Source organism: Aerococcus suis, assembly GCF_900176325.1.
Lineage (GTDB): Bacteria > Bacillota > Bacilli > Lactobacillales > Aerococcaceae > Aerococcus > Aerococcus suis.
The window spans coordinates 71,446-91,859 of record NZ_FWXK01000003.1 but is presented as its reverse complement, the minus strand read 5'-3'; the positions used below and the strand labels follow the sequence as shown (position 1 = coordinate 91,859).

Annotated in this window: 20 protein-coding genes; 3 read left to right on the top strand and 17 right to left on the bottom strand. The window is 36.0% G+C overall.

Annotation, left to right across the window (positions count from 1 at the left end; genetic code table 11):
* Positions 1-59 precede the first annotated feature (59 nt).
* From B8955_RS03880 to B8955_RS03870, 3 genes are all read left to right on the top strand, one after another.
* Positions 60-665, top strand: a complete 606-nt coding sequence (locus B8955_RS03880; protein ID WP_084098794.1) for a 5-bromo-4-chloroindolyl phosphate hydrolysis family protein — start codon at positions 60-62, stop codon at positions 663-665.
* Positions 646-1,827 carry a toxic anion resistance protein gene (locus tag B8955_RS03875; RefSeq protein ID WP_084098792.1) on the top strand — a complete coding sequence of 394 codons (1,182 nt, stop codon included), beginning with the start codon at positions 646-648 and terminating at the stop codon, positions 1,825-1,827. The genes B8955_RS03880 and B8955_RS03875 overlap by 20 nt, the downstream gene beginning before the upstream one ends.
* Before the next feature lie 66 nt (positions 1,828-1,893).
* Positions 1,894-2,133: a GlsB/YeaQ/YmgE family stress response membrane protein gene (locus B8955_RS03870; RefSeq protein WP_084098790.1), complete on the top strand. Its 240-nt coding sequence runs from the start codon at positions 1,894-1,896 to the stop codon at positions 2,131-2,133.
* A gap of 101 nt (positions 2,134-2,234) precedes the next feature.
* On the opposite strand, the gene B8955_RS03865 is transcribed toward B8955_RS03870, so the two are convergent.
* The 17 genes from B8955_RS03865 to mraZ all read right to left on the bottom strand — a co-directional run bounded on the left by B8955_RS03865 (position 2,235) and on the right by mraZ (position 20,281).
* The gene (locus tag B8955_RS03865) at positions 2,235-2,453 is read right to left on the bottom strand and encodes a cold-shock protein (RefSeq protein WP_084098788.1); all 219 of its coding nucleotides are present in this window, start codon (positions 2,451-2,453) and stop codon (positions 2,235-2,237) included.
* Positions 2,453-5,239: an isoleucine--tRNA ligase gene (gene ileS, locus B8955_RS03860; RefSeq protein ID WP_084098786.1), complete on the bottom strand. Its 2,787-nt coding sequence runs from the start codon at positions 5,237-5,239 to the stop codon at positions 2,453-2,455. Before ileS ends, B8955_RS03865 begins: the two co-directional genes overlap by 1 nt.
* 305 nt (positions 5,240-5,544) lie before the next feature.
* Positions 5,545-6,390: a DivIVA domain-containing protein gene (locus tag B8955_RS03855; protein ID WP_084098784.1), complete on the bottom strand. Its 846-nt coding sequence runs from the start codon at positions 6,388-6,390 to the stop codon at positions 5,545-5,547.
* A gap of 11 nt (positions 6,391-6,401) precedes the next feature.
* Entirely contained in the window at positions 6,402-7,193 is a 792-nt protein-coding gene (locus B8955_RS03850) for a YlmH family RNA-binding protein (protein WP_084098782.1), read from the bottom strand.
* Between the two features lie 27 nt (positions 7,194-7,220).
* Positions 7,221-7,466, bottom strand: coding sequence for a YggT family protein (locus B8955_RS03845; RefSeq protein ID WP_084098779.1), 246 nt, complete (start codon positions 7,464-7,466; stop codon positions 7,221-7,223).
* 7 nt (positions 7,467-7,473) lie between these two features.
* A complete protein-coding gene (locus B8955_RS03840; protein WP_084098776.1) occupies positions 7,474-7,944 on the bottom strand; it encodes a cell division protein SepF in 471 nt (156 codons plus the stop codon).
* Between the two features lie 7 nt (positions 7,945-7,951).
* The gene (locus B8955_RS03835; protein ID WP_084098773.1) at positions 7,952-8,626 is read right to left on the bottom strand and encodes a YggS family pyridoxal phosphate-dependent enzyme; all 675 of its coding nucleotides are present in this window, start codon (positions 8,624-8,626) and stop codon (positions 7,952-7,954) included.
* A 4-nt stretch (positions 8,627-8,630) separates the two neighbouring features.
* On the bottom strand, positions 8,631-9,908 hold the full coding sequence (ftsZ, locus tag B8955_RS03830) for a cell division protein FtsZ (RefSeq protein ID WP_084098770.1): 1,278 nt from the start codon (positions 9,906-9,908) through the stop codon (positions 8,631-8,633).
* 25 nt (positions 9,909-9,933) lie between these two features.
* The gene (ftsA, locus tag B8955_RS03825) at positions 9,934-11,316 is read right to left on the bottom strand and encodes a cell division protein FtsA (protein ID WP_084098767.1); all 1,383 of its coding nucleotides are present in this window, start codon (positions 11,314-11,316) and stop codon (positions 9,934-9,936) included.
* A 216-nt stretch (positions 11,317-11,532) separates the two neighbouring features.
* Positions 11,533-12,819, bottom strand: coding sequence for a cell division protein FtsQ/DivIB (locus B8955_RS03820; RefSeq protein WP_084098764.1), 1,287 nt, complete (start codon positions 12,817-12,819; stop codon positions 11,533-11,535).
* Positions 12,820-12,837: 18 nt separating this feature from the next.
* A complete protein-coding gene (gene murG / locus B8955_RS03815) occupies positions 12,838-13,938 on the bottom strand; it encodes an undecaprenyldiphospho-muramoylpentapeptide beta-N-acetylglucosaminyltransferase (protein ID WP_084098761.1) in 1,101 nt (366 codons plus the stop codon).
* Between the two features lies 1 nt (position 13,939).
* On the bottom strand, positions 13,940-15,310 hold the full coding sequence (gene murD, locus B8955_RS03810) for a UDP-N-acetylmuramoyl-L-alanine--D-glutamate ligase (protein WP_084098758.1): 1,371 nt from the start codon (positions 15,308-15,310) through the stop codon (positions 13,940-13,942).
* A gap of 12 nt (positions 15,311-15,322) precedes the next feature.
* Positions 15,323-16,270 carry a phospho-N-acetylmuramoyl-pentapeptide-transferase gene (gene mraY, locus B8955_RS03805; protein WP_084098755.1) on the bottom strand — a complete coding sequence of 316 codons (948 nt, stop codon included), beginning with the start codon at positions 16,268-16,270 and terminating at the stop codon, positions 15,323-15,325.
* A 13-nt stretch (positions 16,271-16,283) separates the two neighbouring features.
* Positions 16,284-18,425, bottom strand: a complete 2,142-nt coding sequence (locus tag B8955_RS03800) for a penicillin-binding protein (RefSeq protein ID WP_084098752.1) — start codon at positions 18,423-18,425, stop codon at positions 16,284-16,286.
* Positions 18,422-18,841 (bottom strand): cell division protein FtsL, encoded by a 420-nt coding sequence (ftsL, locus tag B8955_RS03795; protein WP_084098750.1) that lies wholly within the window; start codon positions 18,839-18,841, stop codon positions 18,422-18,424. Before ftsL ends, B8955_RS03800 begins: the two co-directional genes overlap by 4 nt.
* Before the next feature lie 15 nt (positions 18,842-18,856).
* A complete protein-coding gene (gene rsmH / locus B8955_RS03790) occupies positions 18,857-19,813 on the bottom strand; it encodes a 16S rRNA (cytosine(1402)-N(4))-methyltransferase RsmH (protein WP_084098748.1) in 957 nt (318 codons plus the stop codon).
* 36 nt (positions 19,814-19,849) lie between these two features.
* Positions 19,850-20,281, bottom strand: coding sequence for a division/cell wall cluster transcriptional repressor MraZ (mraZ, locus tag B8955_RS03785; protein WP_084098746.1), 432 nt, complete (start codon positions 20,279-20,281; stop codon positions 19,850-19,852).
* Between the last annotated feature and the right edge of the window lie 133 nt (positions 20,282-20,414).

The following is a 20,414-nucleotide window of genomic DNA, read 5'->3' as shown; positions in this document are numbered from 1 at the left end:
AGACTGATTATGTCTTCCTTAGCCTTTGGTATGATTATAACTAGAAAGTAGGTGAAGAAATGTTTCGAAAAGTTATCTATCCTAGTATACTCTTTCTAATCATTTTAAGTTTCATTTTATGGCAAGTTGATTCGCCAATTATAAAAATTACTTTAGGAAGCATCAGTTTTATTATTATTTTTTCATTCTACTATTTTTTCACAAAAAAAGATACTCAGTCTGCTATTCCCAAATTAACGACTTCTAAGCGAGATTATTATACGGCACATGGATTATCACCACGCGAAATAACATTTTTTCGTCACGAAATGAATACATTAAAACAATTCATTATAGAAATTATTGCTTGGTCTCAAAAAGACAAGCGTCTATCTATGTTGTTTAAAAGATACCAAGGGGAAGCGTTATTGAAATCATATTTCCATTCAATCGTTCAATATCCTGAACATTTGAACAATGCTGGTAAATTTATTTATCAATCAATCCCAAAACTCCATCAATTAATAAAACATTATAATCAACTATCTATACCAAACACGACCAATAACATCAAAGAACAACATGTTTTACGTCGAGATATTGATCAATTAATGGCACGAATACAACAAGAATATACTCAATTTAATGTAGAAAGGAAAATAACGAATGACAACAACAAAGAATAATGACTTACTTAATGATTTACTCGATCATCCTTTTGATCAATTAACGCCCTCTTTAAATGAGTCAGCAAATCAAAGTGGATTAGATTTTTATGATCAACTACCTGAAGAACGTCAAAAACAAGCTCAAGCTCTAGCATCTAAAATTGATGAAAAACATGCGGATTCTATTGTCAGTTATGGATCACAAGCACAGAAACAATTGAGTGAATTTAGTCATCAAATGATTAATGATGTTAAAAGTAAAGATCTCGGCGATATTGGTTCTACTCTTAGAGAGTTAATGACTAAATTAGAAACGACCGATCCTAAGGAGTTATCCACTCCTCAAACTAAAAACCCACTTGTTCGTTGGTTTAAAAAACAAAAGGCTTCCTTCTATGAATTAAATGCCAAATACCAACAAGTGGGGTATCAAATTGATGCTATTTCTGAATCTCTAAGCAAACAGAAAAATCAATTATTAGCAGATAATCATCAGTTAGAAGATTTATACCAACAAAATTTCCAATATTTTGAAGCACTAAACGTATTTATTGCCGCTGCCCAATTAAAACTAAAAAAATTACAGCAGGAAGATTTGCCAAAACGATATGAACAAGCTCAAGAGACACAAAATCAAATGACGATTCAAGAAGTCAATGATTTAAAACAGTTTATCAATCGGTTAGAGAAACGGATTTATGATTTACAGTTATCCAGACAAGTTACGATTCAACAGGCACCACAAATTCGCATGATCCAAAATACTAATCAAAATTTAGCTGAAAAAATTCAATCGTCAATTAATACGGCTATTCCATTATGGAAAAATCAAATTGCTATCCAACTCTCACTACATCGTCAACAAGATGCTCTCGAAGCACAAACTGCTGTTACCAATACTACTAATGACCTATTAAGAAAAAATGCAGATATGTTAGAACAATCAACTCTTGAAGCTGCACGTCAAAATGAGCGTGGCGTTGTTGATATTGAAACCTTAGAACACACTCAAGAAAAATTAATGCATACGATTGAAGAAACATTAGCCATTCAGCAAGAAGGTCGACTAAAACGAGCGGAAGCAGAAAAAACGATGCTACAAATGGAAAATGATTTGAAACATAAATTATTAAAACCAGACGATAATAGTACGAATCATTCGCCAAATTCAATGAAATAATATATACTTGGTATAGACATTTATGATATAAATGTCATATATCATATAAGAATGGAGGTTTTACACATGATTTGGTCACTAATTGTCGGTGGATTAATTGGTTGGTTAGCTGGAATTATTCTAGGCCGTGATGTCCCAGGAGGCGTTATCGGTAACATTGTAGCTGGTCTTGTTGGTTCATGGTTAGGTACAGCATTATTATCTGACTTTGGCCCATCATTAGGCGGAATGGCAATCATCCCTTCATTAATTGGAGCAGTGCTAATTATTTTAATCTTCTCATGGATTGCACGTAAAATGGGTTAAGATAACTAAAAACCAATGAGTGAACGATTGTTAAAATCCACTCATTACCAAGAAAAGCGGAAGTTCTGATTGAGAACTTCCGCTTTTTTCATCTTCTATTATTAGTCATCATTTTGAACGTTAACTGCTTGAGGCCCAGAATGTCCTTCTACTATCGAAAAACGTACGGCTTGTTCAGGAATTAAAGCTTCTTGTCCAGTTGCTTGAATCGCACTGGCATGAACAAATACATCTTCTTCAAACGGAAAATCAGGTAACGAAATAAATCCAAACCCTTTTTTCTCATCATAAGAATCAACAATTCCGTAATATTGGCGCATTAGGCGTCACTCTCCTCCGTTAGTAATTCTGGGAAGTCGTTAACAACAATATCAGCACAACGCGCACATAAGTGAGGGGCTTTTTCATTAGAACCAACATCTACACGATAAGCACGGCACCGTTCACAAACATCACCATCTGCATGGTCAACTTCAATAGCATAATTTTCATAATTATCAGCTTCTGCTGGTGCGTCAGCTAATGAATGAAGTTCCACTTGGGAAACAATCAAGTAAGTAGCTAATTGATTGCCAACTTCAGACATTAGTGTTTGATACTCATCATTTAAGTATAAATGTAACTTAGCTTCTAAAGACTTACCAATCACTTTTTCATCCCGAGCTTTTTCCAATGATTTATTCACATTATTACGGAATTCTAGGAATGGTACCCATACTTTATTTAGCTCATCTGTATTAGCATAATTTTCAACTTCAGGAAATTCCGTTAATTGCACATAATCTGCGTCTTCTTTTAAATATGACCAAATTTCTTCTGTTGTATGAGGAATAATTGGTGTTAACAGAATTGTTAATTTTTTAACAACTTCATACATAACGGTTTGCATATTACGACGTTTTGGATCGTTTTGACGTTCAATATATGTCACGTCTTTTGAATAATCCATATAGAAATTAGACATTTGTAGAGTTAAGAAATTTAAAATGTCGTGGTTGATTGTCATAAAGTCGTATGTATCATAAGCATGGCGAACAGATTTTACTACTTCGTTTAATTGATTTAACATAAATTGATCAATTGGATCTAAATCTTCGTAAGCGACTTCATGTTCGGTTGGTTCGAAATCAGCAATATTTCCTAACATGAAGCGGATTGTATTACGGATACGACGATAAGATTCTGCAACTTGTCCTAAGATATCATCTGAAATCCGAACATCATAGAAAGAGTCCACTGATGTTACCCATAAGCGAAGAATATCTGCTCCACGAGTATTCGTGACATCATTAGGTGAAATGGTATTGCCTATTGATTTACTCATTTTACGACCTTCACCATCGTTTACAAATCCTTGAGATAAAACAGCTTTATATGGTGCTTGGTCATTTACTGCAATAGAAGTTAACAAGCTAGAGTTAAACCAACCGCGATATTGGTCTGATCCTTCTAAATATAAGTCAGCAGGGAAGCTTAACTCTTCTCTTGTTCTTAATACCCCATGATGTGAAGAACCTGAGTCGAACCAAACATCCATGATATCTTTTTCTTTAGTAAATTGTCCATTCGGAGAATTTGGATGTGTAAATCCTTCTGGTAATAAGTCTTTAGCTTCTCGTTCAAACCAAACATTTGATCCATATTCTTCAAATAATTTTGCGACATGTTCAATCGTTTCAGGCGTACAAATAGCTGTGCCATCTTCTGCATAAAAGATTGGAAGAGGAACGCCCCATACCCGTTGACGTGAAATGACCCAATCACCGCGTCCTTTAATCATATTGTAAATACGTGGTTCACCGGAAGGATGAATCCATTCAATATCATTTTCAATAGTATTTAAAGTATCTGCTTTTATTTTATCAACCGAACAGAACCATTGAGGGGTTGCACGGAAAATAACCGGTTTTTTAGTCCGCCAGTCATGTGGATAACTATGAACGAATTTAGAACTTTTTAGTAGGACGCCTTCATCTTCTAACCATCCAACAACTTTTTCGTTAGCATCTTCATAGAAAATACCTTCTAATCCTGGAGCTTCGTCAGTAAATTTACCTTCACCATCAACTGGGCTTAAAATTGGTAAATCATAAGCTTTCACTGCATAATAGTCATCTTCACCATGGCCACCAGCTGTATGAACTAATCCAGTACCAGAATCTAATGTGACGTGTTCACCTAAAATAACAAGTGATTCGCGATCATAGAAAGGATGATTAGCGGTCATATATTCTAATTCTCGACCAGTAAATGTTTTTTCAACTTCAACATCTTCCCAACCAAATTCAGCTTTTAAGGTCTCTAGACGTTCCGCAGCAATCACATAATGATTATCATTAACGGTTACTAATTGATATTCAAAATCAGGATGTACTGCAATCGCTGTATTAGCAGGTAGAGTCCAAGGTGTTGTCGTCCAGATAATGAACTTCGCATCATCAGGTAATTTCCCTTTGCCATCACGGACAGAGAAAGTAATGTAAATTGAATAAGACTCAACATCTTTATATTCAATTTCGGCTTCAGCTAACGTTGACTCAGAGGAAGGTGACCAATAAACAGGTTTTAATCCTTTGAAAATTAATCCTTTATTGAACATTTCACCAAATAAACGGATTTGTTGCGCTTCAAATACTGGGTCTAAAGTCACATAAGGATGATCCCAGTCACCAGCAACACCTAAGCGTTTGAAATCTTCGCGTTGTTGATTTACTTGTTTCCAAGCATACTCTTCACAAAGTTTTCTAAATTCTGATAATGAAAGTTCTTTACGATTAACGCCTTCATTTGTCAACGATTGTTCGATTGGTAATCCATGAGTATCCCAACCTGGAATATATGGCGCTCTGAATCCTGACATTGATTTTGCTCTTATGATAATGTCTTTAGTAATTTTATTCATTGCGTGACCGATATGAATGTTCCCGTTTGCGTATGGAGGACCATCATGTAAAATAAATGGTGTTTTATCTTTATTTAGTTCTTGACGACGTTCATAAACGTGTTGGTCTTCCCATTCTTTTTGACGTTCAACCTCTTTAGTTGCTAATTTCCCACGCATAGGAAATTTCGTTTTCCCCAAATTAAGGGTATCTTTCATTTTCATCCTTCATCCACTCCTTTTTATAAAAAAAAGACTTCATCCCAAGGGACGAAGTCTTCGCGGTACCACCCAAATTATTGTTATATATAACATCTCTCAAAACTTTAACGCAGTTATACGCTTAGCAAAGCTAAGTCACTCCTGGCTGATAATAAACAGTGATTAATATCCCCTTTCCACCTCTTGAGGGAACTCTCTGCAAAAATCGTTAGTGCTTATCGTGGTCCAATCTTCGTGATTTGATTTAGACATATCTTACAACACTTTGTTTTTAAAGGCAACCATCGATTACCAATTTGTCAGACAATTTATTCTGATTCTGTCGTCTGATTATCAGACTCTACGAAAGTAACATCGTCTTTATTAGTAGGTGAAGATTCTTCGCTATCTTCGGTATTGTTAGAAGGTGCTGCCGAATGATTATCAGAAGTTATCTCATCATTATTAGATGGCTGTGTTTGATTGGTTTGAGATTTATTTAATTCAGCTTTTCTTTCAGATTCTAGAATACGTTGCACTTCTTCAGGGAAAACAGCTGGCTTATCATTATCATTAAAGAATGCTTCTTTATCTTTTTCCTTATTTACAACGTCTTCTTCACTCGCATAAATTGCGTGGCCTTGTTGATTTCGTATCGGTAAGTCAAGGTCTTTCAATACTGAATCCAATTCTGGCGTTTCGACATGCTCATGTGGATTTTTATCAAAAGCTTCCGTCCATCTCGAATCTTGAAACATATCTCTTGCTTGTTTAGCCATACCGATACTTTGATGTAAGTACATACGACTCGCTTCTTGCAAATGAGTCGTTTCTTCATTCACTTTACTTGCGCGATCAGCTGCTTCTTGTAAAATTCGTTGTCCCTCTTCTTCAGCTTTTCTCACTATTAAATCCGCTTCATCTAAAGCAGACTGGCGTAGATGATCAGCTGCTTCTTGAGCAACAACAATAGAACGATTCAATGTTTCAATTTTTCCATGAAATTCATCTAATTCGGCATTCCGTTCATATAATTCTTGCTGTAGACGTTGGTTATCCGTTTCTAAATTATCTAGTGAACGACTCGCTTCCAATAGAAATTCATCAACAGCTTCACGATCATAACCTGACATTTTTTTCTTAAACGTTTGTTTTTTAATATCTGAGGCCTTCATTGTGATACTCCTTAATTATTTTTAATACGTCCTATTTTAACACGGTACTTACCTTTTTTGGTGATTAGTAATTCTGAAGACAGTTTTAAACGACCATGACCACGTAAAGAAATGATATCGCCAATTTTAACTTCATGACTTGGATTAGATATTGCCTGCCAATTAATTTTACATCCACCTTTTTCAATTGCCTGCTTAGTTTTTGTCCGAGATAAGTGAAATCCCTCCGCTAATACAGTATCTAATCGATAACTACTAATCGTTTGTTCACTCATTTGCCACTGACTAGGTGGATTTAAAATTTCTTTTTCATTAGCAATCATTTTTAAAGTGACAGGCGTTCTTCCCATTTTAGTCACTTCAATTTTTAAGAAGTCAACTAATGTCTTATCAACAAATAATTGCCAAGTATCTCCTTCAGAAATAATATCACCGATACGATTACGATCGATTCCGGTTCCTAGCAAACTTCCTAAGATTTGCCGATGAGCTAGTTGATTAAATTTACTGGCATAATGAATAGATAATGGCATGATTTCAAAATCATCTTTTTTTATTTCAAAATACGGTGGATAAATGAGCACTCGACATCGTTCAGCGTGTTCATGCCCACCAAAAAACGCAAAGTCATAGTCATCAGAATGTCCTAGCAATGAATTAACAATAACTTGTTCTCGGGGATTCAAAAAAGGGGTAAGGACTGGTCGATATTGATTAATGACTTGTGTTCGCCAATCAAGGACTTGGTCAATAAATGGGGCCTCTTCCTTATTAAAATGTTGTAAAACATCTTCATTAGGCACAATGACACCCTCCTATAGCAATAGACATTAAGTAAATACAAGTAAACCTTGAGAAGCTAAATTTAGAACTAATATACCAACAATCACATTAAAACTTACGCCACCAATTGTCGGTAAAATAGCATCAAAAATACTTAAATAAGGTTCGCATAAACGAGCTAATAACTGCCCCAATTTACTTTCTCTAGCTTGAGGAAACCAACTGAATAAAGCATAAATAACAAGTAATAATGAATAAATATGAATAATTTGTTGCAGTAGCGCAATAATCATTAAAATATTAATCTTCCTTTCGATCCCACGTTGAGGTGCGGTTCGTCATCTGTAGTTCTTCTCTTTCTCCAGAAATGACAAAACCTTTTGTAGTGGCAATAAAGACATCAGTAGAGACCCGTTGCATATCCCCTTCGATGGCATATACAATACCAGCTAAATAATCGATAAAGCGTCGAATATCGTCATCTTTCATTCGTTCGAAATTTAACACAACTGCTCGTCCGTCAAGTAATACTTGTCCAATACGCTCTGCTTCAGAGAAAACACGTGGATAATATACTTCAATGGCTTGGGCATTGCCATTTTTATTTGCTTTTATGTTCACAACATTATCTTTTCCCATCTTAGACGTTGTCTTCATCTCCTCTTCCTGATAAGGCTGTTCATAAGTGTTATATTCTTCTGTATCATAAGATGTCGTCTCCATCTCATCATCTGTTTCAAATAAAGCATTCCATTTATCTTTAATACTCATTATCTATTCATCCTTTAAAAAATGCTTGGCCAATTCTAACAAAATTTGCCCCTTCTTCAATAGCAATATCATAATCATTACTCATCCCCATACTTAACTGTAAGGGACGATTAAGTTGACACATCTCAGCAGTAAGTGTTTCGCTTAACTGTCTTAACTCTACAAATGTTTGACGAATTTCATTCTCATTTGCCATTTTGGGAGCCATAGTCATCAGTCCTACAACGTTAATCTTATCTAATGCGTTAATTTCCTGAATAAAATTCTTCACATCATCAGGATGAAGCCCGTGTTTCGACAATTCACCGGACACATTAACTTGGATAAAACAGTTAATAGGATGGATAGCTCGCTTCTGAATTTCTTTTGCTAATTTTAAACGATCTAACGAATGTAAGTAATCTATTCGATTAATCACTTGTTTTACTTTGCGTGTTTGTAGGCTGCCTATATAGTGCCATACAATATCATCAGGTAAATACTGTTGTTTTTCTATTAACCCTTCTGGTCGATTTTCAGCAAAATGACGCACACCTGAATCATAAACTTCCTTAGCTTCATCGACTGAATGGTACTTAGAAACACAAATCAGCGTGACATTCGGTTGTGAATGGCGCGCTGATTGAGTTTGTGCCTCTTTCATTCGTTTTTGAATGACGAGCACATTATCATTAATCGTCATTATCTTAACGACGACGTTTTCTAAAGAATGGTGGTGTGTCTAATTCATCGTCTTCTTGATCAAAAGCATCTTGATTATTGTATGAACGTGGTGCGTCATAGTTATCTTCATTTGGACGGCTATTCATACTTTGACGGTTGTCTCGAGACATATCCCAGTCTCCAAAGCCACGTCGTTCTTCTGCCTGTGGACGAGAAGCTGTTTGTTTTTCTTCAAATTGATCTGGGCGATTTGAAATTTCGCGGTGTGAAGAACTATTTGATTGGAAAGCTGAACGGCCACCATTTCGTGCAGCTTTTTTATCTTCACGACGTTTTTCAGCATCAATACCAGTTGCAATAACTGTAACAACCACTTCATCTTCTAATGAATTATTGATTGTTGTACCGAAAATAATATTAACTTCAGATGAAGAAGCAGCAGCCACAATATCTGCAGCATCTTGAGCTTCGAATAATGTTAAGTCTTCGCCACCAGTAATATTTAATAGAATTTGTTCAGCACCATCAATAGATACTTCTAGCAGTGGAGAAGAAATAGCTTTTTTAGTTGCATCAGCTGTACGGTTTTCACCGTTAGACATACCAATACCCATTAAAGCTGTTCCTTGATTTTCCATAACAGTGCGAACATCGGCAAAGTCCAAGTTAACATATCCAGGAGCTGTAATTAAGTCAGAAATTCCTTGTACCCCTTGACGTAGTACATTATCTGCTTCACCGAAAGCTTCACGCATTGGTGTTTTCTTATCAACGATTTCTAATAAACGATTGTTAGAAATTGTGACTAATGTATCCACGTGTTGCTTCATTTCCGCAATACCTTCAGCAGCTGAACGACCACGACGAGGGCCTTCAAACGTAAATGGACGTGTCACAACACCTACAGTTAAAGCACCAATTTCTTCTTTAGCAATGCGTGAAACAATAGGTGCTGCTCCAGTACCAGTTCCTCCACCCATTCCAGCAGTAATAAAGATTAAGTCAGCGCCTTCTAGTGCTTCACGAATTTGATCTTCACTTTCTTCAGCAGCTTTTTTACCTACTTCTGGTTGAGCTCCAGCACCAAGGCCACGAGTACTTTTAGGACCTAATTGAATTTTTACATCTGCATTAGAATTTTTAAGTGCTTGAGTATCAGTATTAGCGACAATAAACTCTACTCCACTAACGTTTTCAGCAATCATACGGTTAACAGCGTTGTTACCACCGCCACCAACACCTACAACTTTAATGTTAGCATTATTTTCATCAACAACTTGGTTATCGTATTCGAATTCCATCTATTACCCTCCTGAATATTCTTTATTAACTAAATAAATCTTCGAAGAAATCTTTTGCTTTTTGCATTAAGCTAACGTCTTCTTGTCCTTCGTTAGCATGATTGTTACCTTCATGATGAGGCTCAATATGTTCTTGTTCAGAATGCGTTTCTTCTGGTTTCATATTAAACATTGAGTGACTAGCAATTTCTTGAGAATCATCAACTCGTTGCGCCGGCGTTTGATGTGTACGCCGTGGTTTTTGATTAGCTTCTTGTTTTGGTTGAGCGACATGATGAATATCATCTAGGTGTGCCGCATACTCTACTAAGCCAACCGCTGTCGTAAAAATAGGATTACGTAACCCAACATAATCTGGAACGTAAGCTCTAACTTCAACACCAAGAACTTCTTCTGCTAAATCTAGAGCACCTGGTAATGTTGCTGCACCACCCGTAACAACCACTCCTCCTGGTAATTGGAAAGCTTCAATTTGATCAAGAGGTTGTTTAATCGTCTCAAAAGTTTGACGTAGTCGTGCTTCAATAATTTCTGATAGATAATGTTCATCCACTTTAACAGGTTCTCGTTTCCCAATTGTTTCAACTGGGAAACGTTCGGTTTCACTCGTATCGGCAGGAATCGCGTATCCATATTCTCTCTTAATGCGTTCAGCACTTTCATAAGAAGTGTTAAGTACAGTAGAAATATCTTTAGTGATGTACTCTCCACCTTCATGATCAACAAAGGAGAATTTCAATAAATCATCATGGAATACACTAACAGTCGTTTGACCGCCACCCATATCGATTAATATGGTTCCAAACTCTCTTTCGCTTTTGCTTAATGCTGCATAAGCATTTGCATACGGTTGTACGACAAAATCTTCAACATCTAATCCGGCACTTTCGACACAACGTTTAATATTATGTAAAAGTGTTTTAGGACCGGTTACTAAATCAGCATAAAGTTCAAGGCGAACACCAATCATTCCTCTAGGGTCTTTAATTCCATCGAATCCATCTACGATAAATTCTTCAGGAATTACTGAAATGATTTCTCGTTCTGGAGGAACTGCTCTGACTTTTGCAGCAGAGAAAACATTGTCCACATCTTTGTCAGTAATTTCACGATTTTCACTAGCTACTGCTATCATTCCATAGCAAGGTTCAATGTTTACTTGATTGCTAGGAACTCCTACCACAACTCGTGAAATTTGTTGGTTTGATTTTTGTTCCGCCTGTCTAATCGCTTTTTGAATAGCTTCTACTGTCTTATCAATATCAACGATTACACCACGGCTCAAACCTTCTGATTTTTCACTACCTACTCCAATAACATTCAATTGTTGATTCATATATTCCGCGACGACAACTTTTATTGAAGTGGTTCCAATATCTAAACTAACATATATTTCTGGCTGAACCATGTTATTGAAACCTCCTAATTTTTTAATTTTAGATTTAGTCCGTATCGTATACATTTTAACATAGGAAATCATTTTGCCAAAGTGATTTTATCCATTTATACAAACTTACAACATCTTAAATGCTTTATCTGATATTGTAGTCTGCTTGCTTTTGTTACTGGTTACATTGGAAATGAAAAAAGCCAAGTGTATATTGTGACACCTTGGCTAATTCTATTAATTATCTTCTTCATTTGTTGAATCAACGATTGATGAATTTGACGTATCATTTTGACCGTCATTAGTAGCAGATTGAGTATCTGAAGAATTAGTAATATCATTAGGACTAGTTGACTCTTCATCACCAGCTGAGTTTTGACTTGATGACGCATTATCTGATTCTAAATCCAATACTTTTGATTCTTGATCCTCAAGTTCTTTTTGTTCTTTCTCGTATTTTTCTTTCTCTTCATTGGTTGCAAATGGATTATTACCTGGATTTAAAGGTTGATAAAAAGCACCTACTTGCAAGTCAATTAATCCTTTATTTTCTTTTAATTGATCAGTAATACTATCATAATATGCTAATCGTTGTCCTAGAGTCGGTAATAAACCTAAAACAATATTTCCATCACGCATTTTTAACGCGACACGATCATGCTGTTCTGGAGATGATTGATATTCAATATAAGATATTTTACTAATTACATCATCAGATAAACTGGCTAACTGCTCACTTAATAATTGCAGCGAGTCTTCATCAAATTCTCCAACTAATGGTTTATTATCGGGAACATTTAATGTTTCTTCTGAAATCACATTACCATTCTCCAACATTGGGTAATAGAAATCTTCATTTTTTACATAACCTAATGTTCTGAATTCTTCGACAACGATTTGTGCATCACGAAATCCTTTACGTTGAATCGTTGCTGTCTTAATTAAAGGCATGTCGTTAACAATATGTTGCTCTAAATCCGGACGATTACGATATAAATGCCATTTCGTCATTTTACGATTGACACCAGATGTTGCAATTAAATCTTTAGATTCGACTTGTTGATTGCCCTCAACAGTCACCTTATTTAAATGATGCAGCGGTGATAAAACATATAATGACGCCACTAATAACAATATAAATAGAAGTAAAATAAGCAAACGTCGCCAAGACAAATGAAAATTATTTTGCTGATATTTTTCGCTATTATGAAACGAAGGAAAAGACTTATTGTTTCTCTTGGTTCGTTTTTCTTTATTAAATCGTCCTCCCCACCACTTATTTAAGTGATGAGATGTCGCTTTGTCTTTGCCATTATTCTTATTCTGTTGGTAAGGACGTTTGCTCATTTCTCGTTCACTTGTATCTTCTGTTTTGGGTGAAGCGTTATTTTCAAACTGTTTTTTTTCTAGACGTCGACGTTCACTTGGTCGTAATACTTTTTTTGATGAAGATTCTTTATTTGTAGAATGAAAGTCTGGTGAATTTTCATTCTCATGATTCCTCGAGTCAGTATTTCGGTTCATGACGATTCTCCCTCTATATTACGATTTTAAGACAGACTCAATCACATCAATTAACAAGTCACCTGCATTAGGATATCCTAATTTTTTCGACTGTACGCTCATTTCCTGTCTTAGCGTGTCGTCTGCCATTAATCGATCGATTGTTTCTAATAATCTCTCGCTCGTTAAGTCATCTTCGACAATCATTTCGGCTGCCTGATGATCCGTTAAACTACGCGCATTATACTCTTGATGATTTTCCGTGACATTAGGACTCGGAATTAGAATACTTGGTGTACCTAAAGCCGTCAATTCAGTTAAAGTAGTTGCTCCACTGCGGCAAACTACTAAATCAATGGTATTAAACAGCTCCGGCATATTAGCGATATAATCAACAACTTGTACATTTTTCCATTCGTTAAAATCAGAAAATGCATTTTTAAATTCTTCATAGTATCGCGCACCAGAAGCAATTAACACTTGATAATCTCGCGTCACAAATTTAGGGATTAACTGTTCAAGTGTTTGGTTGATTTTTTGAGCGCCCCCACTTCCACCAAAAATAAGCACGGTACGTTTCCCATTTTGTAAACCAAACGCTTCTAAATCAGCTTGCGTATTGACTTTAGCCACTTCCTGAGCTCTAGGATTACCAGTCATAACCACTTTATATTGATTTTTACCAAAATCTTTTTTCACTCTTTCAAAAGCGATACCAATTTTATTGACAAATCGGCTTAAAAATTTGTTAGTAATGCCTGCTACTGAATTTTGCTCATGAATAACTGTTGGAATGTGTAGACGACTCGCCGCATATAATACAGGCGCACAAACATATCCTCCAGTACCAATTACGACATCTGGATTAAACTCGCGAATTAATCGTTTAGAATCTTTAATTGCTTTGTGCATCATTGAGAAGAGTTTCATATTATCCCATGAAAAAGAACGTTTTAACCCCTGAATCGTAATAGTTTCAAAACGTAATCCTACTTCTGGAACAATTTTAGCTTCTAATCCACGAGCAATACCTATATATAAAAATTCAGCATCAGGATATTTTTCTTTGATTTGTTTCTGTAAAGCTAGTGCTGGGTAAATATGTCCACCAGTTCCTCCGCCTGATAATACAACTCGCATATTATTCTCCTTTATCCTTTTTCCATTGTTCAAATGCTGAAATAAATTTATCGCCTCGCTGCTCAAAACTATCATATTGATCCCAACTAGCATGTGCTGGTGATAGCAGAATCGTATCTCCTTCTTGACTATTAGTCATAGCAAGATTAACCGCTTCATCCATATTTTGAGCTTTTCCTAAAACCGGGATATTGTTTGCTTCAGCAAAATCGCTAACAGTTTCTGCCGTTTCGCCTAATGCTACTACTGCTTTAACAGGTTCTAAATAAGGAGCAATTTCTGTGAGTGAAATCCCTCTATCTAAACCTCCCGCTAACCAAATCACTGGTGTGGTAAAACTTTTTAGCGCTGTAATTGCTGCTTCATTATTGGTTGCTTTTGAATCATTGAAAAAATTACGATGATTAATTTTACCAATATATTGTAGTCTATGGTCTACCCCTTGATAATGTTGTAACGTATGGCGAATACTAGCATTCGAAACGTCTAACAATTTAGCAATCGCTATGGCTACTAAGGCATTAGCCAGGTTGTGTTCTCCAGGTAGTGGGAAATCTGAACGATCTGCAACTTTTTCCTCTTGCCACATAAATACTTGGTGATCGTAATCAAACCACGCATCCGCTTGTTTATTTTTATCAGTTGTAAAATAAATGCGTTTGGCTTCAGTATTCGCATCATCGAAGTAATGCTGATCAACATTTAAAATAAGATAGTCTTCCTTCGTTTGATTTTTAGTGATTTGCCATTTTGCTGACATGTAGCCTTCTAGTGACCCATGATAGTCTAAGTGAGAAGGATAAATATTCAAAATCGCTGCAATATGCGGATGAAATTGTTGTGTTCCCATTAGTTGAAAACTTGATAATTCAAAAACTAAACGATCTTCTGATTTCGACTCATCAGCCACATCTAAAGTAGGAATTCCAATGTTACCACCTAATAACGTTTTTCCATTACTATTATCTGCTTCACTTAAAATATCATATGTTAATTGAGTCGTAGTAGTTTTACCATTAGAACCGGTAATACCGATAATCATCGCTTCACCTAACAAATTAGCCAACTCAATATCTGTGATAATAGGTAAGCCTTTTTCTTGAGCTTTAACGACCATCGGATTAGAGTAAGGAATCCCTGGATTTTTCACCATAAAAGCAAAGTCTTCTTCTAATAGTGATTGGGGATGGCCACCACTAATTACGCGAATATTTTCTTGCACTAATTGTTGAGCATCCGGATTTTCATCTAAAGGAGCCCAATCATTTACCGTTACTAAGGCTCCATGTGATTTTAAATGTCTAGCAACACTCATCCCTGTTTTGGCTAATCCTAATACCAATACTTTCTTATTCTTTAATGCTTCTAACATTGTTGTCATCTCCTAAAAAATAAACCACGCGATTATTGAAGCCACCATTTGAGTTAACCAGAATACGATATCAATCTTCCATTCTGACCACCCTTTCATCTCAAAATGATGATGAATTGGACTCATTAAGAAAATTCGCTTCCCGGTCAGTTTGAATGACGTGACTTGTAACATCACACTAAGAGTTTCAATAATATTGATTAATGCCACTAATAATAATATCCAAGGGTTTTGGAGTAGCATAGAGATAATTGCTAAAACAGCTCCCATAGCTAATGAGCCAGCGTCACCCATAAATATTTTTGCCGGTTTTTTATTAAAGATGAGAAAACCCAGTAATCCGCCCACAATTGCAAAACAAGTCATTGCAATCGATTCTTGCTGATTTCTCAAGGCAAATAAAGCTAATGTCACAAAACTAACAATTCCAGTCCCAGATGACAGACCATCTAGCCCATCTGTTAAATTAAATGCATTAGAGAAGCCAGTAATCCAAATTAATAAAAAGATGAAAATAACCAATCCATTGGTAATAGAATCAAAAAAAGGCAGAGGCAAGCTTAAAGGGACATTATCTATTAATAATATCCCCATAATAATGGCTGAACCAATAACTTGTGAAAGAAATTTTTGTTTTGATGTCAATCCTTCATTTTGCTTTTTGAAGATTTTTAAAAAGTCATCCGCAAATCCAATTCCTCCGAAAAAGAGTAATCCTAAAATAATGACAATGACTTTACTATCAAATTGACCTTTAGATAACATGGTTAGCAATACCGCTACAATAATTGCTGCAATAAATACTAATCCTCCCATTGCCGGCGTCCCAGATTTTGCCTGATGCCATGACGGGCCTTCTTCTCGTGTTACCTGACCAAACTGTCGCTGGCGCATAAAGTGAATAAAGAACGGCATAAATAATACAGTTAAAATTAAACTTAATAGAAAAGCTTGTAACATTTCTTGACTCCTTTTATGTTTCTTGTAATTGAATCACTATCTCAGTATTTTTACCGAAAGCAGCTCCAGGTTTAATTGATTGAGCAACGACAACGCCATCACCTTCAAATTCAAGCTTAATTCCTAACATCTGAGCAAGTGATTGTGCAGAATTTAAATCTAAACCAGTGAAGTCTGGCATTTGTACTTTCCCATCTGTCAATAGATAAACAGGTACATTAGAATTAATCGTTTGATTGGCTTTAGGCACCTGATCAATTACTTTTTGCCCATCTCCTAACACATTAGCTTGTAATATTCCAGCTTGAGAAAGTTGTTGCTGAGCCGCGTTAATATCTGTTCCTTGAACATCCGGTATATCAACTTGTTCATCTCCAGAATGCGTATCTAATTTACCATAATCTAATGCACGCGTCATTAGAGGATTAAAGATTTCACTAAGAATCGTTGGAGCTGGTACTTGAGTATTCTTTTGTGGTCGGCGTAACGTAATGTATAAAATATATTGCGGATCATCTGCAGGGGCAAAACCAGCCACTGAGAATAAGTAATTAGATCCACCTTCTAAATAGCCACCTGAATCTTCATCATAAATTTCAGCAGTCCCTGATTTAACGGCTAATTCATGACCTTCAATTTGATACATGCTTGTTGTCGATCCATCAATTTTCATTGATTCATTCAAGTATTTTAATGTTTTTTGGGCAGTCTCTTTTGAAATCGGTGATTGTTTGCTTTCTGGTTTCGTCACCTTAATATTTCCTGACTCATCTTCATAACGATCAACCGTCTGTAACTTCATAACTTTACCATCGTTCGCAATCGCAGTAAATGCTTGAACTAATTGCCATGGGGTCACATAGATTCCTTGACCAAAACTAGTACTTACTTTTTCTGGTTCATAAGTATAGTTCATTGAGCCACTTGCCTCATTAGCCAACCCAGATTGTGGTTTTTGAAGTAAACCAAATTCATAGAGATATTCTTCCCATTTATCATAGCCGATTTCGCCAACTAACTTCACCATTAAAACGTTACTAGAGTGAGCCAATCCTTCTAAATAGCTGATAGTTCCCCAACCAACTTTGTTATAGTCTCGAATCGTTTGATTACCAACTGTTACGGCACCTGATTGATAATAATCATTAGGATCAAAAACCCCTTCTTGAATAGCAGCAGCCACTGTTAAAACTTTAATGGTTGACCCTGGTTCATAAGGCGTTTCCACTAATAAATTTTGCCACATATCTTCAATTCCCTCTTTAGTTTGAGCATTGAAAGTCGGGCGTTGTGTCGCTGCGGCAATTTTACCAGTTTTAGGATCAACCAGCATCCCAGTCATTGACTCCGGTTCATACTTTTCATAAGCTTCAGTCATTAATGACTCCATATAAGTTTGTAACCGTGAATCTAAAGTCGTGTAGACATCTTGGCCATCTTTAGGCTGGTTACTGGTATCATCTTTATCAGTAACAAAATTCTCATGGTTAGTTGTAAACGACTGACCACCATTTTTACCTTTTAATTGATCATCTAGGGACATTTCTAGTCCTAAATCCCCAGCAACACGACTTTCTAATTTATTTTGAGCTTCTTTAAAACTGGCATAACCAATTAAGTGAGAGGCAAATACACCATTAGGATAAAGACGTGTAGGCGTTTCCTCAAAGGTAATTCCTTGTAATTTTTCCTGTTCAATTGAGCGCATTTCTGCATAACTCAAGTCTTTTCCAGCATTTCCAAATTCAACTTGACTTGCATTTTTTGTATTTAATGTTTTTAAAATGTCTTCTTTTGACATATCAATATGTTTACTTAGAACTTCAGCTGTTTTTTCTTTATCTTCTACATGATTAGGCTTAGCATCGGGATCGACCCATTGATCAGTAAGTATTGCTAATAATGAATAAGAAGTAGCATCCATGGCAATCGGATTCCCACCAATATCATAAATGGTTCCCCGTTTTGCTTGTAAAGTGCTACTTCTCTCATGTAGTGCTACCGCATTTGATTTTAAATCTTGATGATTCACTTCACCAAGTAACATAATTTGTCCGAAACGACCTACAAAAATGATAAATACAAATAATAATAAGCCAAGCATCCCTTTTAAAAAACTATGCCGATTTTTTTTGGATTCTTGTGCTAGCTTCATTTGTCCACATTCCTTATATTATCTTCATTCATTTCTAATCCATGTTCTTTTGCTATATTCATTACTCGATCATAGCGAGACAATTCTTGTGCCTCTTGTGTTAAGTTACTTTTATCTGTCGCCATATCATCGAGGCGACGTTCTGTTTGTTGTAATTCATTAGACGTTTGCGTTAAATGATTTTCACTAGCAATCAAGAAGAAAATACACAACCCACAAAATAATAAACTACTTACAATTAACATAATATCCTTACCAGTTATAAAACTACTAGCCTTAGCTTCATGGTTATATTTTGGGACAGTAGTTATCGGATGCGATTGAGCTAATGATTCTTTGCGCTGAGCAGCAGCCTGTTCTGCTGGCATGGCATATTTCATCATTTGTTTATCTTGCGCAAATATAAATACAGCCATAATGTTATACCCTCTCTATGATTGTTTGTTCCGCTGAATAATACGTAATTTAGCACTTTGCGCTCGCGAATTATTAGCTAACTCTTCTTGGTTAGCTAATATTGGCTTACGGTTAATCAATTCATAGTCAGCTGCCGCTTCTTCAGCAATAATCGGCAGTTTAGCAGGCAATTGTTCAGCAGTCGCGGCATCTTTAAACATTTGTTTTACAATCCGATCTTCTAAAGATTGGAAACTAATTGCCGCAATTCGGCCTTGAACGTTTAGCAACTCCAGAGCTTGTTCAATAGAATCTTCTATCGCACTGAGCTCATCATTAACAGCAATTCTGACAGCTTGAAATACCCGTTTAGCAGGATGTCCGCCTTTACGTCGTGCTGGAGCAGGAATGCTGTCTTTAATTATGGCTACTAATTCTTGTGTTGTTTTAATTCGATGATTTTGACGTTCAGTTTCTATCTGTCTGGCAATTTGTTTAGAAAATTTCTCTTCTCCATAGCGGAAAAAAATCCGCACTAAATCAGCATATGACCAATCATTAATAATAGTTTCAGCTGTCAATGTCTGAGTCTGATCCATTCTCATATCTAATGGTGCATCTTGATGATAGCTAAATCCACGTGCGACTTCATCAAGTTGCGGAGAGCTAACCCCCAAATCATATAGAATGCCATCCACATGATAGACGTTCCTAACCGCAAGCTCAGAAGTCATTTCACGAAAGTTATTATGAATCAATGTCACTTTACCTGCAGCAATTTCCTCAGCTAAAACGTCCTTAGCATGTTCAATTGCTGTTAAATCTTGATCAAATGCATAAAGATGTCCTTCATCATTTAATTGCGATACAATCGCTCGACTATGTCCAGCGCCTCCTAATGTACAATCCACATAAACACCGTCTGCTTTAATATTTAATCCCTTTACGGCTTCATTTAGCAACACGGGAATATGATGAAATTGTTCTGTCATAATACTTAATCGACGCCTTTCTAAATTTATTAATGATTAAAATCCAAAGTCAAGCATATCTTCAGCGATATCTTCAAAATTATTTTCAACTTCATCTGCAAAATTATCCCACTTATCAGCGCTCCAAATTTCAATCCGATCTGAAACGCCAACAACTCGACAAACTTTGCTTAAGTCTGCATAGTCAATTAATGTTTGTGGAATATTGATTCGGCCCTGTTTATCAAGTTCTACTTCACTAGCCGCCGAATAAAAAAAGCGAGTAAATACCCGAGCTTCTTTTTTAGCTAGTGGGAGTTTTTTTAATTTTTCTTGGATGATTTCCCATCCACTAATTGGATAGCCAAAAATACAGCCATCAAGTCCACGAGTAATGACAAATTTATTGCCTAAATCTTCGCGAAATTTGGCTGGTACTATGAGACGCCCTTTAGCATCAATATTATGCTTATATTCTCCAATTAACATAAATAAGCACCTCTACCCAATTAATACTCTTAGTCTACCATATCTCCCCACAATTCACCACAAATCCCCTACAATTTTCAAACTTTTATCACAACCTTTTTATCTCATTAAAAAATAACCGAAATTAAATTTA

Bases quoted from the DNA above. Each gene is read 5' to 3' on its own strand.
- mraZ (WP_084098746.1), bottom strand. From the start codon at position 20,281: ATGTTAATTGGAGAATATAAGCATAATATTGATGCTAAAGGGCGTCTC.
- B8955_RS03865 (WP_084098788.1), bottom strand. From the start codon at position 2,453: ATGCGCCAATATTACGGAATTGTTGATTCTTATGATGAGAAAAAAGGG.
- B8955_RS03855 (WP_084098784.1), bottom strand. From the start codon at position 6,390: ATGAAGGCCTCAGATATTAAAAAACAAACGTTTAAGAAAAAAATGTCA.
- ftsL (WP_084098750.1), bottom strand. From the start codon at position 18,841: ATGGCTGTATTTATATTTGCGCAAGATAAACAAATGATGAAATATGCC.
- ftsA (WP_084098767.1), bottom strand. From the start codon at position 11,316: ATGGTTCAGCCAGAAATATATGTTAGTTTAGATATTGGAACCACTTCA.
- B8955_RS03840 (WP_084098776.1), bottom strand. From the start codon at position 7,944: ATGAGTATTAAAGATAAATGGAATGCTTTATTTGAAACAGATGATGAG.
- ftsZ (WP_084098770.1), bottom strand. From the start codon at position 9,908: ATGGAATTCGAATACGATAACCAAGTTGTTGATGAAAATAATGCTAAC.
- murD (WP_084098758.1), bottom strand. From the start codon at position 15,310: ATGTTAGAAGCATTAAAGAATAAGAAAGTATTGGTATTAGGATTAGCC.
- B8955_RS03880 (WP_084098794.1), top strand. From the start codon at position 60: ATGTTTCGAAAAGTTATCTATCCTAGTATACTCTTTCTAATCATTTTA.
- rsmH (WP_084098748.1), bottom strand. From the start codon at position 19,813: ATGACAGAACAATTTCATCATATTCCCGTGTTGCTAAATGAAGCCGTA.
- B8955_RS03820 (WP_084098764.1), bottom strand. From the start codon at position 12,819: ATGAACCGAAATACTGACTCGAGGAATCATGAGAATGAAAATTCACCA.
- B8955_RS03800 (WP_084098752.1), bottom strand. From the start codon at position 18,425: ATGAAGCTAGCACAAGAATCCAAAAAAAATCGGCATAGTTTTTTAAAA.
- B8955_RS03870 (WP_084098790.1), top strand. From the start codon at position 1,894: ATGATTTGGTCACTAATTGTCGGTGGATTAATTGGTTGGTTAGCTGGA.
- mraY (WP_084098755.1), bottom strand. From the start codon at position 16,270: ATGTTACAAGCTTTTCTATTAAGTTTAATTTTAACTGTATTATTTATG.
- B8955_RS03875 (WP_084098792.1), top strand. From the start codon at position 646: ATGACAACAACAAAGAATAATGACTTACTTAATGATTTACTCGATCAT.
- B8955_RS03845 (WP_084098779.1), bottom strand. From the start codon at position 7,466: ATGATTATTGCGCTACTGCAACAAATTATTCATATTTATTCATTATTA.
- murG (WP_084098761.1), bottom strand. From the start codon at position 13,938: ATGCGAGTTGTATTATCAGGCGGAGGAACTGGTGGACATATTTACCCA.
- B8955_RS03835 (WP_084098773.1), bottom strand. From the start codon at position 8,626: ATGACGATTAATGATAATGTGCTCGTCATTCAAAAACGAATGAAAGAG.
- ileS (WP_084098786.1), bottom strand. From the start codon at position 5,239: ATGAAAATGAAAGATACCCTTAATTTGGGGAAAACGAAATTTCCTATG.